The sequence below is a fragment of the Amycolatopsis sp. genome (genome assembly GCF_035276945.1).
Lineage (GTDB): Bacteria > Actinomycetota > Actinomycetes > Mycobacteriales > Pseudonocardiaceae > Amycolatopsis_E.
On sequence record NZ_DATELF010000065.1, the window covers coordinates 49,558 to 65,668 of the forward strand.

10 protein-coding genes are annotated in these 16,111 nt (G+C 70.6%); all 10 read right to left on the reverse strand.

Going from position 1 to position 16,111, the window contains the following annotated elements:
- Positions 1-10: 10 nt before the first annotated feature.
- Entirely contained in the window at positions 11-1,051 is a 1,041-nt protein-coding gene (locus VJT49_RS11285; protein WP_324164705.1) for a GNAT family N-acetyltransferase, read from the reverse strand.
- Complete coding sequence (locus VJT49_RS11290) at positions 1,051-3,690, reverse strand: HAD hydrolase family protein (protein WP_324164706.1); 2,640 nt, start codon at positions 3,688-3,690, stop codon at positions 1,051-1,053. The genes VJT49_RS11285 and VJT49_RS11290 overlap by 1 nt, the downstream gene beginning before the upstream one ends.
- Complete coding sequence (locus tag VJT49_RS11295) at positions 3,687-4,469, reverse strand: polysaccharide deacetylase family protein (protein WP_324164707.1); 783 nt, start codon at positions 4,467-4,469, stop codon at positions 3,687-3,689. The genes VJT49_RS11290 and VJT49_RS11295 overlap by 4 nt, the downstream gene beginning before the upstream one ends.
- Positions 4,466-4,798: a hypothetical protein gene (locus VJT49_RS11300; protein WP_324164708.1), complete on the reverse strand. Its 333-nt coding sequence runs from the start codon at positions 4,796-4,798 to the stop codon at positions 4,466-4,468. The genes VJT49_RS11295 and VJT49_RS11300 overlap by 4 nt, the downstream gene beginning before the upstream one ends.
- Positions 4,795-7,497, reverse strand: coding sequence for a glycosyltransferase (locus tag VJT49_RS11305; RefSeq protein ID WP_324164709.1), 2,703 nt, complete (start codon positions 7,495-7,497; stop codon positions 4,795-4,797). Before VJT49_RS11305 ends, VJT49_RS11300 begins: the two co-directional genes overlap by 4 nt.
- Positions 7,490-9,736 carry a phosphotransferase gene (locus VJT49_RS11310; protein WP_324164710.1) on the reverse strand — a complete coding sequence of 749 codons (2,247 nt, stop codon included), beginning with the start codon at positions 9,734-9,736 and terminating at the stop codon, positions 7,490-7,492. The genes VJT49_RS11305 and VJT49_RS11310 overlap by 8 nt, the downstream gene beginning before the upstream one ends.
- Positions 9,733-12,018, reverse strand: a complete 2,286-nt coding sequence (locus VJT49_RS11315; protein ID WP_324164711.1) for a glycosyltransferase — start codon at positions 12,016-12,018, stop codon at positions 9,733-9,735. Before VJT49_RS11315 ends, VJT49_RS11310 begins: the two co-directional genes overlap by 4 nt.
- Positions 12,018-12,791, reverse strand: a complete 774-nt coding sequence (locus VJT49_RS11320) for a glycosyltransferase family 2 protein (RefSeq protein ID WP_324164712.1) — start codon at positions 12,789-12,791, stop codon at positions 12,018-12,020. Before VJT49_RS11320 ends, VJT49_RS11315 begins: the two co-directional genes overlap by 1 nt.
- 424 nt (positions 12,792-13,215) lie before the next feature.
- Entirely contained in the window at positions 13,216-14,463 is a 1,248-nt protein-coding gene (locus VJT49_RS11325) for a family 16 glycosylhydrolase (protein WP_324164713.1), read from the reverse strand.
- 490 nt (positions 14,464-14,953) lie between these two features.
- Positions 14,954-15,790 carry a hypothetical protein gene (locus VJT49_RS11330; protein ID WP_324164714.1) on the reverse strand — a complete coding sequence of 279 codons (837 nt, stop codon included), beginning with the start codon at positions 15,788-15,790 and terminating at the stop codon, positions 14,954-14,956.
- Positions 15,791-16,111 lie beyond the last annotated feature (321 nt).

A 16,111-nucleotide genomic window follows, 5' to 3' on the forward strand; every position in this document is an offset into this window, starting at 1 on the left:
CCTAGCCCGTCTACCGATCGCGGAACCGCAGGCATCGCTTGACCGTCGAGCGCAGCCGGGTTTCGAGTTCGGTGAACGGGAGCCGCTCATACCGATAGGCGTCGGTCCGATACGCCCGCGCGCCGAATCCGGCCTTGAACCGGGCCAGTCCGGAAGCCGGGCGGCTGTCCCCCATGTGGTAGTAGCGGCAGCCCGCCGCGCACGCGTCTTCGATCGCCAGGCGGTGCAGCAGGTCATTGGCCCTGGCCGGGTTGGCCAACTCGACGTTCATCGCACCGCGCCAGTACTTGGCGTGCCGGCCGTGGCGCAGCACGATGATCGCCGCCGCGGGTTCCCCGGCGGTCGTCGCGACCCAGACCGCACAGCGTTCGCCGAGCCGGCGGGCTACCGCGTGGAACTTCCGCCGAGGATTCGCATGATGCGCACGCAGGAGAGCAAGCACGTGCGGTTCGTGTCGCTGCCGCGCCCAGCGCCGGATCGAATGCAGGTAGAGGTCGTGGAACACGTCGATCAGCCGGTTCCCTTGCGCGACTTCCACCTCGAGGTCCGCGCGCTCGGCCTTACGCACGGCACGCCGCACGTTACCGCTGAAGCGGTGCGACCACGCCTGCGCGAAACCGCCGTCGAGATCGACGATCTGTGTCGTGTGCTCGGTGGCCCGGAACGGCGATGGCACGGCCCGCCAGGCCGGATCCGCGAACGGCCCCGGCCGGAAGGTGAGACGCAAGGCATGCTGGGCGACGAGATCGGCGTATATCGCCTCGGTGTGGCGCGCGCCGATCGTGCCGTCGACCACCGGCCCGCCGATGCCCCAGTCGAACGGCCAGGACGCCTCGATCGAGACCGGTCCCGGCAGGCGGCCGACCATGGGTAACAGCACCTGCCGCCCGTCGTCGAACCGGTACAGCCTGCTCGTGTCGTGGTAGGGGCTGATCGCGGTGATGCAGTCGAGCCACTCGGGAGTCTGGGTGATCAGCGAGGTGGGGTCTTCGGCCAGCAGCGCGTGCCAAGCGGCGCGCGGTGCGGGCGTGACGACTTCGAAGGGCGGCATCAATACCTCCGCAGGAGCGAGACGCCGAGCGCGGCGGTGCGGCACGGGACTGACGCCAGCCCGTTGGCGCGCAGGTCGAGGATGGCGAGCAAGGTTCTGGTGCGGGAAGGAAGGCCGGGCGGACGGCAGACCGGGCATCGGCCGGGGTGGTGGCCGAGCAGTGCGCGGCACGCTTGCACGAGTCCGGCCTGATAACCGCGGCTGGTCAGTCTGGTTCCGGGTGGCCGGGAGTGACCCAGGGTGACGGGTGGGCCGAACGTCAGGTTGGCCTCGTCGCCGAAGCGGGCGTTGCGGGGGGCTCGCGCCAGGGACGCCGCGGCGAGCATCGGAAGGTCCGCCGGCGAGTCTCCGACCGCGAGCGCACAGCCGGGTGCGGAGAGCCGCGCGGTGAGCACGCGAAGGCCCGCTCCCTTGTCGATTCCGGCGGCCGTGATGTCGGTCTGTCCCTGGCCCTGGACGACCACCGTGCCGGGGACCGCCGGGATCCACTCGGCGGGGACCGGGCCCTTCGCCGTGCGCGCACGCACGGAGTACCGGTACCGGGGGTCGATCCGGACCTCGGGGCGGACGGACAGTTCGCGCCGGACGCGGTCAAGCAGGACCCGCGCGGCCGGCGGCCGCAGGTCGGCCACCTCGTTGTCGACCAGGATCACGCCTCCGTACTCGGCGACCCCGCCGGCGAGCCCGAAAGCCGCGCACCGATCACGAACCTCGGGCAGGGATCTGCCGGTGACCGGCACAGGCCGGTAGCCGTGGGCGATCAACGCGCGCAGCGCCCGCATGCCGGTCGGTGAGGTGACCGGATAACCCAGCGAGTCGCATTCCAGTACGCCATCGAGGTCGAGGGCGCACAGCGGTCCGGTGGCAGGTGGCAGGTCACGCAGGAACAGTTCGGCCAGATAGTCGTGGACCGCCGCGGCGGACCGTCGGTGCACGCGCTCGCCATCCAGATCGCCCGCTCGGCCCAGGCGCCAGAGGTGGGTAAGCCGGTAGAGCAGCCACCGCTCCCCGTCGACCGGACACCCGCCGGCATCGGCGTAAGCCGCCCGCAGCCGCGACTCGAACCCGGCGCCCGGCGGGTCGGCGGCGGCTCCGGCCAGGTCGAAGACCGGGTCGTAGCAGGTGAGTTCGAGGTGGCTGAACGCCCGCTGGTAGAAGTCGACCTTGCGCAGCCTGCCGGCGTCGGACGGGTCGGGAAGCCAGTGCCGGTGGCCGGTCTTGCCATCGACGACGGTCGGAGCGTCGTTGGCGAGCAGTCGCCGCATGATCGGTTCGAACAGCACCGGCCTCACCGGCGGGGACAACCGGCCGTACTGGGCCGCCAGCAGCGTGGCGGCAACCTCCCACACGGGATCCCGGCCGCCGAGGCGGCGCACGGACGCCGAAGACGCCGGCAACGACCGCTGCCTTGCGACGACGTAGTCGGCGACGGTGCGGACCAGCAGGGGCTCGGGCGAAGGGCGCGACGGAAGCCAGTCCCGGTACAGCAAACCGTCCGCGAACCCGTAGACGCGGGGCACGTGGGCCGGAAGCGCGTCGGCGACCGCGATGCTCTGCCGTCCGAAGTAGCCAAGGCCGGCTCCCTCGACGAGGATCTGCCGCCAGTCCGTCTTCCCGGTGCGCCGATCGGAAAACCGGACCTCGAACCTTCGCCGCACGTGCCCGCGCCCGTTGGCCGGTGCCCGCCAGCCCAGCGGCCGGACCTCGCCCAGCGCGACCCCGGCGCCGGCCATTCCGGCCAGCACCGGGCGCACCGAGTGTGCGGCGAGCCTGCGGTGCACGCTCCACTCGGCCCATTCCTGGATCACGACGGGCCATCGGCGCAGCGTGGCCGGCACGTCGTCGGCCGCGCCGAAGAGCGACAGGAGCAGGACAATGCGGCCGTCGGGCACGCCGGTCCGACCGATCGCCGACGCCGTCGTGGCCAGGGAGGTGCCTGATCCCGGGGGGTCGTCGACGACAAGCACGAACCCGCCGGCGCGGGCGGTGGCCGTCAGCACGGAGCGCTCGGAGCGCAGGAAGGGCCGGCCTGGCCGGTACGTGAGCGTCTCGACGTGAGACGTCCCGGCGGCACGTAACGCGGCCGCGTGGAGTGGCGCGAGGTAGCTGCCGGAGGTGCGCACGCCGACCACGCACAGCGGGACGCCGGTTTCCGGGTAGCGGCGGCGAAACGCGTCCACCAGCCAGGTCACGTCGTCGGGATGCTGGTCGAAACTGCGGAAGCAGGACGGCACCCGCGGCGGCTCCGCGTCGAGCGTGGGCAGTACCGGCATCGTCGGGCCGTCGATCGGCCGCGGCGCGACCACCTGCGTGGCCAGGCGTGCGACCAGCCCGTCGAGTTCGGGCCGGATTCGCAGCAATTTCCGCCGCGTGGGGCCGGTGGCGACGTTGAGTACCGCACCGAGCAAGTCGGCCGTACCCGCCGCCACCCGTGCCGCGGGAGAGGACGATCCGCTCAGGTAGCCGGCGGTCCGGCGCAGCAACAGCGGGTCCGGATGGAGCCGGTCCTCGATCACCTGGTTCAGCCCGGCCGCGAGCAGGAAGGCATCGAGCCATTGCTCCTCGCGCAGGGCGTCGTCCAGGCGCTCGGCGAGGACGTCCGCGCCGCCCAGCAGGTCGGGCGCCAGCAGCGGCTTCATGGGGCATCCCCGCCGCGAACGACCGCACGGGCCCGCCGGTAGGTTCGCCAGGCGCGGGTGGCGACCCGGTCGCGGCTGCGCGCCGGCGGCGCTCCCCTGCCGGACAGCCAGGCACGCAGTCGCCCGTCACTCGTGTTGGCCATCACGGTGAGCCGAGCGATCGTGTACGGCGGGTCGGACCGGCTGCTGAAGGCGTTCTTGACCGCGCAAGCCGACAGGTAGCCGCCTTCCGCGACCAGCCGCCGCACGGTCGGGCTGGAGTACCCGTGCGGGTAGGCGAAGTGCTCCACGGGCGCGCCGAGGTGATCTTCCAACGCGGCCTTGCACGCCACGATTTCCTCGCGCGCCGCTTTCGACGGCAACGCGTCCAGTTGCGGGTGGGTCACCGAGTGAGCGCCGAGTGCATGGCCGAATTCGCCGAACTCCCCCAGCGCGCTCCAGCTGACCATCCGGTCACCACCCGGGCTGCGGCGGCCGAGGAAGCCGGTCGTCAGGAACACCGTCGCCGGTATGCCGCGGTTGGCGAGCAGCGGCGCGGCGAACTCGAGCGTGTCACGGAAACCGTCGTCGAAGGTGATCACAACCGGATGGTCCGGGCGCGCTCCCGACTCGACGGCGGCACGCAGCGCGGAGACCGTCAGCGCGGTACGGCCGGACTCGGCGATCAGGTCCAGGTGGCGGAGGAAGGTGTCCGGCGCCACGGTGAACGGCGCGATCCACCCCGACGGGTCCCGGTTCACGGAGTGGTACAGCAGAACCGGAATCGGCTCGTCGCTCATCGGGCACCTCGCGGGAACACACAGCCCACCGCGGACACCCCGGCGAGCATGAGCAGCAACAGCGTGCCCGAGAAGATGTGGGCCAGAGCGAGCGCTTCGGACACCGCCGCCCCCAGCGCGAGACCCACGGCCACGATCAGCACCCCGCGGGTCCAGACGTCGAGTCCGCGGATGAGCGGTACGAACGCCAGGCCGGGGGCGACCACGATGAAGACCACGACCGCGAGCACGCGCCACGGCTGGCCGGCTCCGAGGAGGTCGAAAGCCAGCGCGGTGGCCCCGCAAGCGAGCACCGTGGCCCGCCGCCGGTCGACCTGGAATCTCGTCATGACGCGGCGCCTTTCACCTCGACGATCACGGCCTCCGGGTTGCGGTAGACCACCTGGAACACTCCGGTTTCGGCCAGCGCGCGCAGACGGGGCATCACATCCGCCCTCAGCAGACCGGTATAGCGGGCCGACACGTCCTCACTACGGGTGAGGATGAGGAAGGCGCGGCCGGGATGGTCGCCCACCATGTCGAGCATCGCTTCGGTGGGTTTCGCCGCGATGTCACGGCGCTCTTCGGCCGAGAGGTTTTCCAGGAACGTGTAGTCGTACTGCTCGTAGTGCCGGAACGCCCATGGGAAGTCGGGTGTCGCACCGATCAGGAGTGATCTCGGTGGCGCGTTGTCGTACAGCCACATTTCCGCCTCGATCTCCTCCGAGGTGAAGTAGTTGGCACGCTCCTTGCCGTAGTAGGCGAAGGCCAGGCTGATCGTCACCGCGACCGCCAGGGCCGCCGGGAACACAGCCCGCCACAACCGGGTCGACGCCTGGGGATACACCAGTCCCGCGGTGAGCAACGCGAGTCCCGGCAGCCCGAAGAGGTAGATCCTGAACAGCATCTCGCCGCCGTAGTTGTTGGCCACCAGCAGGGGAAACGGGCTGAGTGCCAGCAGCACCGGGACCATCCGGGGACTGCGCGTCCAGTGGCCGCGCAGCCAGCCGAGTCCCGCGAGCAGGTACATCGCGCCGGTCAACGACCGGTCGGCGTAGCCGACGAGCTTCTGGGCGTACGGGGTGTTGCTCAGGTCCACCAGGTTGCTCTGGGTGTTGGCGGTGGGCTGGCCGATGGATTCCACGATCCAGTACAGGTTCTGTTTCAGAAACGGCTCGGCCACCGTGAGGTCCCACGCGGCGATCAAGGCAACCAGCAGCGGCAGCAGCCACGCCGGCCTGATCTGCCTGGTCACCACGAGGCAGGTCAGCGCGGACAGCAGCATGAACGGCGTTAGCTGATGCGAGCTCACCACCGCGATCAGCAACAGGACGACGACGGCGAGCACTCCTCGGCGGCTCGGCGCCGGCAGGGTCTTCCGTGCCCGCACGCCTCCGCCGAGCCAGCGGGCCCACCGCGGCACCGGTCGGCCCGCGGGAAGCCAGGCCAGGCACACCGCGAGGACCGTCAGGTAGAGCACGAACGCGAACGCCTGCGGGGAGAAGTACTCCTGGCCGACCCAGTTGGCCAGGTAGAAGAACAGGAGACCGAACCAGACCTGCCGGCGATCCGGCACGAGAGTCCCGTACAGCAGGCGCAGCGGAGGGAAGGCCAGTAGCGCGAACACCGGTGGTGCCCACGCGGCGTAGTTCAACGCGCCGGTAAGACCCCCGGCGTCGACGAAGCCCGCGTTGAGCGAGAAGAAGCCGGGCCACCCGTGATAGGCGGACAGGGTGCCGATCGCGGGATCGACCATGTTCCGCCTGGTGATGAAATCGACGATGCCCAGGTGCTTCCACGACCACGAGTAGCGCGGCGAACCGTAGAGGATCGCGGGGGTGCCGTGCAGCTGGACGATCAACGCCGTCAGGTACGCGGCCAGCACACGCCCGGACGTGTTCCCGCGGTGGTTGAGCACCACGGCGCCGCCGACGATCAGCGCGAAGCCCATCCAGTAGGTGGGCGGGAGAATCGACAGGAGACCGAAGTCGTTCATCGCCCGCGGATTTGCCGAGCGCAGCGACACCGCCCACAGCGTCAGCGCGATGAGCAGCACGGCCAGCGCTTTCGCCGACCGGATGGTCCGGGCTTGCCGGACCCGGACCGCCGCGTAACCGGCGCAGGTGGCGGCCAGCCCGCCGAGCGACGCCCCGGCCCTGGCGAGCCCGGCCAGATCACGTTCGAAAACCGCGGCACGCAACGCGTGGGCGATTCCGGCCGGAAGCACGCGACGCACATACTCGCGTTCGGTGTCGAGCGCGCGCGGGTGACCGTCCGAATCGGACACTGCTGCCCTCGACAGCCCCTCCGCACGGCAGCGAGCCGTGAAGTACGCCCAGGTGGCCCGTTCCGGCGGCACATGCTGCCGGACGCCGGCCGCCGGCTGGTAGAGCAGGACGCCGTCCGGATACCGCTGGGCCAGCCTCGCGCACAGCTCGATTTCGCCCGAAGAGGCCGGCTGGTCGCCCACCCCGCCGAACTCGGTCCGGAACCCGCCCACTCCGGTCAGGATCTCGCGGCGGAACGACATGTTCGCACCCACGAAATCGCGCACCTCGTCGCGCCGCACGGGCCGCCCCGGATGGCTGCACCCGATCACCCAGTCGAACTCGGGCGGGAACCAGGACGGCCGGCTCACCGGCCAGGACGGCTCGACGTGGCCGCCCACGCCCAGCACCCGCGGGTCGTCATAGGCCGCCAGCAGTTCCGCCAGCCACCCCGGTTCGGCGACGGCGTCGTCGTCCAGGAACGCGACGACGTCCCCGCGGCTAACCAGCAACCCGGTGTTGCGGGCCCCGGACAGCCCCGGCCGCTCGGAGTTGGCGACCACCAGCACGTCCTGGGGGAAGAGGCTCCGCGCCCGTCCCTCGAGCGGGGCGCAGTGATCGACGACGACCACGATCTCCGCGGGTGCGGTCTGCTCCCGCAGCGACGCGACGGAAGAGACCAGCCGCTGCCACCGCTTCGAACTGTGACAGCAGACGACAACGGAAACGGAGAGCTCGTGAGCGGTTCCCGCCCGCGCGAGTGTCCGGCTGTATTCAGTCATCGGCCACCTGCCGCAGCACGGGAACGACGCTGCTGCCCACCCACAGCGGGCTTGAGGCGTAGCGATCGGACTTGGCGAGGTTGACGGCCACGTGCCGGAGCCACGCCAGCAGCAGCAGGGCCCGCCCGCTGAGCGAGTCGGAGTCCATGCCGGCGCTCAGCAACCGCATCTCCTCCGGCGTCCAGCAGTCGCCCTTGCCCAGCCGACCGGCCACGGACGCACCCAGCGCCCGGCGTCGCGTGAACAGCAGCCACGACGCGATGTCGAGCAGCGTCAGGTCATGCTCGCGTGCCTGGCCCCAGTCGACGATTCCCGTCACCCGGCCGTCCGTGCCGACCAAGACGTTTCCCGGAAAGAAGTCGCCGTGAGTCCAGCCGACCCCGACGCGCCGGCCCTCGAGTTGTTCACGCAGCGTGGCGGCCAGCCGGTCGACGGCGCACCGGGTGCCGTCGATCCGCCGGAGGTGCTCGGCCGGTTCGTACACCGACCGGCCGAGCAGCTCGGCGTCCACCGTCCGGACAGTCCGGCCAAGACGGTGCAGCGGAGCGATGGCGTCCATCGCCGCCGCCGTCAGGCCGGTGGCGGCTCCACCTGGTTGTTTCAGGCCGTCTCGCCCAGGCAGCCGGCTGGTCAGCAGGAAGCCGCCGCGGTCGAGTTCACCGGCGCCGAGCACGGACGGCAGCAACTCACGCCAGCTGCCCAGCCGGCTGTCGGAGTGCAGGCGGCGGAGCGTGTCCCGCTCGTTCCGCAAGCTGGCCGAACCCGGTTCGCTCGTCGTTATCTTGAGTACTCCGCCTTCGCCGTCGGGCTTTCGCACCATGATCACGGCCGTGTCGGACACGGTGGGCAGGGTCCGGCCGCGCTGCCACTGGCCGCCGGCGAGCGCCGCGGCCACGGACGAGCGGGGCACGGTTTTCCTGATCGACCTGCGGCCCCGCCGCCACACGGTGACGAAGCCGGACCGGCTCAGCAATGCCGCGGCGACGGCCGTCTGCGCGATCAGCCACCCCAGGCCGGCGCCGACGATGCCCATGTGCGGCACCAGCAACGCGGTGAAACCCAGTACGAGCACGCTCTGCGTGACCAGCACGACGACGACCGTGGTCATGCGGCGCGCCACGCGTGCCCTGCTCACCACCAGCGAGACGACCGCGTTGGGCACCGCGGACAGCGCCAGCAGCCGCATCGTGCCCGTGCCGTTGTCGGCGTACCAGTCACCGAACACCCGCAGCCCGAAAGGCGCGAAGGCCACGACGAGCACCACCACGGGCGCCAGGATTTCCATGGTGTGCCGCAGCGCCTGCCGGTGGTAGGCGTCGAGCCGGCCGGGGTTGCGGACGCCATGCGCCACAAGCGACTGTCCGAACGCGATCGGCACCTGGTACAGCGTGATGCAGATCGACCACGCCAGCGCGAACACCGCCGACCGACCGGGGTCGGTCAGGTCGAGGACCAGCAGTGGCGCCAGCGACGTGCCCGCGATCCAGGCGAGTGACCCGAGGTAGTCCGGCCCGACGAACCTGCCGAGTTCGCGCAACGACGGGACGTGCGAGGTGCGGACCGAGCTTTCCCGCACAAAGGCGGGCACGGCGCGCAGGAACAGGTAAGCCGTCGTGCCGGCCACCGTGATCGCCATCCCCACTGCCCACGACAGCCAGATCCCCCCGGCCAACGCCGCCAGGCTGAACGGGATGATGACCAGGATCTTCAGCGCGGCGAACGCCGAGTTCTCCACCGGAACCACCCCCGGGCGGCCCACCGCGACCAGCACGTTGTCCTGCATCACGAACAGCGACCAGCACATGGTCGCGAGCACGAACCCGGCGGCGGCCGGGCCCGTCCACAACAGGCTTTCGAGGTCGGCCGCCCACAGGGGCAGGCCGAACAGGAACCCGACCGCGGCCAGGCCACTGAACCCGCTGCCGACCAGGTAGGCCAGGAAGATCATCCGGCTGGCCGCGGCACCGGCGGTCGGCACGAACCGCAGCAACGCGCTCATCAGGTTCAGCTGGGCCGCGCCGGCGAGCAGCATCATCGCCGACACCACCGCGGAGTTGAGCCCGACCACGTCCGGGGGGTTGAGCCGGGCGACGAGCAGCCAGTAGGCCACGCCGAACAGCGAGCTGGCGACCGAGTTGACCACCAGCAGATGGCCGGTGCGGTACAGCGGCTGGCGCCACAGCAGCAGTTGCCGCCGCCAGCCCGGTGCGGAAGCACCCGTCGCGTCCGCCGCGGTCACGCCGTTCCTCCCGACCGTTGTGCCGACAGATCCCCATCGCGCAGATCCCGACAGCGCCACCGGCTCAGCGCGTACGCAAGCGGGCCGGCGAGCAGCCCGGCTCGTTCGCGCCAAACCAGTTCGCGGGGAAAGCCCGGTTCCCGCCGGGCGTTCTTCGCCGAGGCCGGATCGACCAGGTGACGCACGGCCGGCACCGTCCGGCGGAGCATGGCGCCGAGCAGCGCCGGGCGCGCGGCCAGCGACGCCGCGAGGTAGGCGCCGAGTCCCATTCCATAGCCGAGGGACTGCCGGCGCATCGCTTCGTAGTCGCGCCGGTGCCAATGCCGCACCACGGCCGCCGGTTCGTAGACCAGCGTCCCCCCGCCGATGATCACCTGCAGGAACGCGGTCAGGTCGTCGCCGCCGCGGGCGGGGCTGCCCGCGCCCGTGGCGGGATCGAAGCCGCCCCGCGCGGCCAGCCAGGCGGTACGGAACGCCATGTTCGCGCCGGATCCGAACCGGCCCGCGGCGAACGGGAACAGCGGGCCGGCGCCCCGCATGTCGCGGATGAACGCGCGGCGGTCGAAACCCCGGGCGAACCCGCCGGCCTGCTCCACCAGGCACTGCGCTTCGGTCTCCAGTTCGGCGGGCAGGATCAAGCCGGTCACGCAGGTCGCGTCGAAGTTTCGGAACGCGCCGGCGATCGCGCCCAGCCAGTCCGGGTGGACCTCGACGTCGTCGTCGGTGAACGCGACGATTTCTCCGGTGACCGAAGACAGCGCCGTGTTGTGCGCGAGTGCCAGCCCCGGCCGGATCGCGCGCAGGTAGCGCAGCGGGAACGGCCAGGTGCGAGCGGCCAGCGCCTCCGCGGTGTCGTCGTCGCGTGGCGCGCTGTCGACGACCACGACGTCGAAGGCCGAATACGCGACGCGACGCAGGGAAGCCAGGCAGCGCAGCAGGCTTTCGGTGCGGTCGCGCGTCGCGACCACAACGGTGATCGCCGGTTCGTCCCGCACCCTGGAGCCCTGCCGTGGTGGAAGGCTTTCCACCGGTAGGTGGCCCGGTCGGGTCGTTCCGGTTTCGGCGCAGCGGTCCGCTATGACGTCCCCAAGCCGTGCCCACACGTGCTCGGCGAGCCTGTCCGCGGGGAATGGCCGAGGGCCCAAGGGAAGCTGGATCTGGCCGATCGGCCGGCCGTACAACCAGACGAGCAGGCGGGCATGCCGGTAGTGGCCGCCGAAATCGAGGTCCGGCAGGGGCCGGTCCAGGTACAGGTCTCCGGTGAGGATCGGCACCCGGCCGAGTCCGTTGGAGGTGGCATCCGATTCCCCGTTCCCGGCGGGTCGTTCCGCCTTCCGCTGCCGCGCCGACTTGTACAGGTAGCCGGCCGCCGAGCTCAGCACGGCGGTACCGATGCCGAGCAAACCCGCCACGCCTTCCGGACGGCCGGTGACGGCCAGGCGCAGGTTCTGCCCGGCCGCGGCGGGCAGGACGCGCGTGAGGTACCGGCGTTCGGTGGAAAGCGCGTCACGCGCACCGGTCATGCCGGTCACGACCGCTTTGGACACTCCCTCTGCCCAGCCGCGGCGCCGCAGATAGGACCAGCGGATCCGGTCCCGGCTCACGGCGTGGCCGACCCGGGCGCGGGGCTCGAACACGATCCGCCCGCCGGGGAACCGCCGGCGGGCCCGGATGCACAGTTCCGTCTCCTCACAGCCCAGCGGCAGTGCGCCGAGCCGGCCGACCTCGGTGGAAAAACCCCCGACCGCGTCGAACACCGAGCGGCGGAAGGACATGTTGCAGCCCATGAGGTTGCGTACTTCCGCCGGTTCGGTGGGCTGTCCGAGGTAGCTGCAGCCGACGACCCAGTCAAGCACTCCGGACGCGGGCAGCCATCCGGGCCTGTCCGAACCGGACGGCCATTGTGGACGGGCAGCACCGCCGACGGCGAGCACCGCGGGATCGGCGTAGGGGCCCAGAAGGCGTTCCAGCCAGTCCGGCGAGGCCGTCGCGTCATCGTCGAGGAAGGCGATGATCTCGCCGATGCTGTACGCGATCCCGGTGTTCCGGGCGCCGGACAGGCCGGGCGGGCCATCGCTCGCGAGCACCCGGACGCCGGGAAGTCCTGTACGGGCCCGTTCCGCCAGCCCCGGATTGTGGTCAACGACCAGCAACACCTCCCGGGCCGGCCGCGTCTGCCCCGCCACCGATGCCACGGCGGCGCACAACTGTCCCCATCGCCGTCCGGTGTAGGCACAGATGACCACCGAAACAGTCGGCGTGGCGGTGACGTGGCGGACCATCAGACCAATCCCCCCGCCGTGACACCGCCCGCTGGCGACAGCCGCTGCCGCCGCCGCGCCCTACGGCGCCCATATTCGATCAGGATGGCCCGCAGGACACGGGTGCCGTCGGCGAAGGTTCGCGGGTTCGTCCCGCCGAAAACGCGGCGTCGTTCCACGCTCGGCACTTCGACGATTTCCAGGCCGGCCGCGGCGGCCCGGCAGTCGAGCACGATCTCGATCTCGAAACCGTCGCCCCAGACCTGGTCCGCACCCGGCCCGATGTCCGCGGGCGGCAACCCCAGCCTGAGCACGATGTCGCGCCAGAACGCGTTGTACCCGTAACGGAGATCGGTGAAGTCCGTGCCGAACAGCAGGTTGGTGAGCTGGTTCAGGACCGCGTTGCCGGTACGGCGCAGGGCGGTGCCGCCCTCACTGCCGCCGTCCGGATGGAATCTGGTGCCTTTGGCGAAATCGGCGCCCCGGGCTTGCACGAAAGCGGGGATCTCGGCCGGGTCCGCGGAGCCGTCGGCGTCGAACATCACCACGACATCGCCGCGCGCGGCTTCGAAACCGCGCGCCAGTGCGTTTCCCTTCCCGATCCACTTCCGCGTCACGGTTCCGGTCGACGGCCGGACCCTACGCGCGACCTTCCTGGTGCCGTCCACTGACCACCCGGCCACGAGCACGATCTGCTCGACTTCGGACAACTCGGGTAGCACCAGTTCGAGGTTCCGCGCCTCGTCGCGAGCGGGTATGACAGTACTGATCTTGGGATTCGCACACCGGCTCATCGCCTGCTCCATCCAAAGTGGTCGCCGGCCTTCCACCACCACGCCACCGGCGGACGACCCGACGGAGAAAGCCAATGCTCCATGTGTCGAGGAGCAATTCCCCCTTGTTACGGAAATAATTGATCTTCCATCGTCACCGCCGGGAATTCAGGTGAGCACCGGCGATTTCGGGCATTAATCACGCGAAAAGATCGAAATCCCCGTTTTCGTGGCGCCCGTCGTCCACTCGGGACGATGAGCGGGAAGCGGCACACCAGTCCCGGATTCGTCGCGTAGCAATCCGGTGACCAACGGAGAACACCGTTCGCCCGGTTCATTTCGACCAGTTGCCGTGCTGTCACCTGACGCAACGGCTGTTTCGTTCGACGAACTCAGCCGAAGGGGTTGTTCGTTACCTCGATGAGACCGGGTCGTGTCGCCCTCGTCAGGAGTCGGGCGTGACGACCTTCCAACGCTGGGTGGCATCCGGCGTACAGGCACGGAGCCAGAGCAACGCCGCGACGTCGGTGTTCGGCTCGGGCCCAGTGAGGCAGTCGCCGGTCCGCGCGTTGACCAGCCGGCCGGACGAGTCCACGCGCCACCGCTGGGCGTCGACGCCGCCGCACGCGCGCAAGCCGACCGTCGCGCCGGTCCCACCGCTGCCGTCCAGGCATTCACCCAGCGCGCTGATGGCGCCGCCGCTGCCGACCGTCCAGGTCTGGGCACTGTTCCCGGCACAGTCGCGCAACTCGACGGAGCCCTTCCCGTCCGTCGCCGGGCCACCATCCACGCACCTGCCGTCCGCCCCGGTGATCCGGCCGGCGAGATTGGCCGGCGGACCGCGATACACACGCACGTAGTCGACCTGGAGTTGCGCGGGGAACCGGGTGGAGGCGCCGGGCGGACCTGGCCAGTTCCCGCCGACGGCCAGGTTGATCATCACGTAGAACGGGTGGTCGAAGATACCGGCGCCGCCACCGATGTCGGATTCGGTGAGGTTCTGCACGGCCCTCCCGTCGAGCGACCAGACGACCCCCGACGGCCCCCAGTCGATCGCGTAGGTGTGGTCCCCGTCAGCGAGCGACTGACCAGCGGGCAGGGCGTAGTTGCCGGTCAGGTCGACACCCGGGCCGTGCAGGCTCATGTGCTGAGTGTCCTCGCCACCCCCGATCACTTCCGCGATATCGATTTCGCCGTTTCTCGGGTAGTTGCCGCCCTCCGCGCCGAGCATCCACAACGCGGGCCACAGCCCCTGCCCGGCCGGAACCCTGGCGCGGATCTCGAAGCGGCCGTATTCCTGGGCGAACTTGCCCGCGGTCGTCAGGCGGCCAGAGGTGTACCGGCAGGCGCCGTACCAGCACGGGTAGCCGGACGCGTCGTCATCGCGCGCGCTGATGATCAAGCGCCCGTCGCCGTCCAGTGCCGCGTTCGCGGTGCCGCCGGTGTAGTACTCCAACTCCCGGTTGCCCCAACCTCCACCGCCCGTCTCCGCGCGCCAGCGGTCGGGGGACGGCGGGCTGCCGGCGGGCCCGTCGAACTCGTCGGACCAGGTGAGCGTCATCCCCCCGGCGGAAGCGGTGGGGGTATGTGGGGACGGGAGGGCGCAGGAACTCGTCGCCAGTGCACCGAGCAATGTGCCGATGGCGATGCCCAGCAGCCTTGAACGCCTGCGGGAATGGGCCAGCGCGATCACCCTTGCCGATGGTAGTGGGACCTGCGGCGGGAGGGGAAACGCGAATTGAATTCGGGCCGGGACGGCGCAGGGGATGGGCGCTATGCTGGTCTGATCTGGACCCTCGTTGGCAAAGCTGTTGGTAAGGGCTCCTGTCATGACCAACCTGACCCGGCGCGACCTGTGCCGGTGCGGTCACGACCGCAGCGCCCACCTCCATTACCGGGGCGGCACGGAATGCGTTCTTTGCTCACCCGGCGGATGTCCGCGGTTCCGCAGGCCGAGGTGCGTTGACCGGCTGCTGGCGCGCTGGCGTGACCAGTGATCCTCGCAGAGCTGCCGTCACCGTTTCACCCATGTGCATGTAGCCGCACCCCCGATCGGTCCCCGCGAGCGAGTACGACCGCGAGGCGCGATCGGGCCGCTGGAGCCCGGCGATGTTCCGGCAATCGTGTGCGATCTGCGCGGCAGATCGCCGCACCTGATCCTCCCGCCCGGCCCGGTGCAGGGGTCAGCCGCAATAGGCGGTGAAGGCGTGGTCGGCGGTGTAGCGGATCACCACGCCCGCCGGCTGGTTGCCATCCGAGTCACGGGGGATGGGCACCGGGCCCGGTTTGTCCGAGTCCCAGATCCAGGGGGTGCCACCGATGCCGGTGCCGTGGTCGCCCGAGTCGAACCCGGCGCCCGGAACGAACCGGTCGGCGTCTCCGGTGGCCATGACGTAGTCGATCTGGTGGACGCGGATTTTCCTGCCATACGCGGCGAAAAGGTAGAAGAACAGCGGACGGCCGGCGCACGGCAGCACGAGGTGTTCGTTGACTCCAGCGGGAACGAGCATGATGGCCTCCTCGTCGTTTACACGGTCCCCTCCCGGGGCGACCGGTGGCGGGTCGACGCCGGGCCAGTAGCCGGCCACGGCCGAAAGGTCGAAGTGCCCGCCCGAGGTGGCCGGGTCGCTGTACTGCTTGGCTACCGCCCCGGCGGGAATCGCGGGCACGTTGTCGTAGCGGGCCACCCAGTAGTGCGGCTGGGCCACCCCGGCGGAGGTGAACGCGGCCCGCACGACGGGCCACGAGGTGAGGTTGCAGTAGACGGTCGGGTCCACGCCCGCGGCCCGCCGCCTGCGCACCCACCCCAAGGCCTCGGCGGGGCTCGCGGCACCCGGTTCCACGTCGAGCACGACCCCGTCGTCGACCGAGGCCTGGGTGGCGATGGTGACCTTCACCGCGTCCGGGAAGCGCGCCCAGCCCGTAACCGGCCATTTCCATCGGCCGTTGACATAGCCCGCGACCAGACGCGCGTCGGCGGGAATGGCGCCCGGATCGACCGAGTCGTACATGATGCGCATGACTACCTCCGGCCTGACGAACTGCGATTCGTTTCCCGGTCCGGAGGGAGACGAGAACCATCGTGCCACCAAATCAGCGCTGACCGGAGCCGCGGCGGCCGAATCCCCGGCAAGGACGAGCAGCGTCCCCCGGGCAGTCCACAGCGCTCGCGACGGAACGCATCCGGCCGCACGACCACTCCTCCGTCCGGACGATCGCGCGACCATCACCTTCCCGACGACCGTGACCGTCGGCGTTCCACCCACGCCTGAACGGGTGTGCGGGCGCCGTGGGGGAAGCGAGCCCGGTCATGCCGCGGTCTCCCCGGCGGTCACGGCACA

Excerpts from the sequence above, each read along its gene's own strand:
- VJT49_RS11285 (WP_324164705.1), bottom strand. The coding sequence starts at position 1,051 with ATGCCGCCCTTCGAAGTCGTCACGCCCGCACCGCGCGCCGCTTGGCAC.
- VJT49_RS11290 (WP_324164706.1), bottom strand. The coding sequence starts at position 3,690 with ATGAAGCCGCTGCTGGCGCCCGACCTGCTGGGCGGCGCGGACGTCCTC.
- VJT49_RS11295 (WP_324164707.1), bottom strand. The coding sequence starts at position 4,469 with ATGAGCGACGAGCCGATTCCGGTTCTGCTGTACCACTCCGTGAACCGG.
- VJT49_RS11300 (WP_324164708.1), bottom strand. The coding sequence starts at position 4,798 with ATGACGAGATTCCAGGTCGACCGGCGGCGGGCCACGGTGCTCGCTTGC.
- VJT49_RS11305 (WP_324164709.1), bottom strand. The coding sequence starts at position 7,497 with ATGACTGAATACAGCCGGACACTCGCGCGGGCGGGAACCGCTCACGAG.
- VJT49_RS11315 (WP_324164711.1), bottom strand. The coding sequence starts at position 12,018 with ATGGTCCGCCACGTCACCGCCACGCCGACTGTTTCGGTGGTCATCTGT.
- VJT49_RS11320 (WP_324164712.1), bottom strand. The coding sequence starts at position 12,791 with ATGAGCCGGTGTGCGAATCCCAAGATCAGTACTGTCATACCCGCTCGC.
- VJT49_RS11330 (WP_324164714.1), bottom strand. The coding sequence starts at position 15,790 with ATGCGCATCATGTACGACTCGGTCGATCCGGGCGCCATTCCCGCCGAC.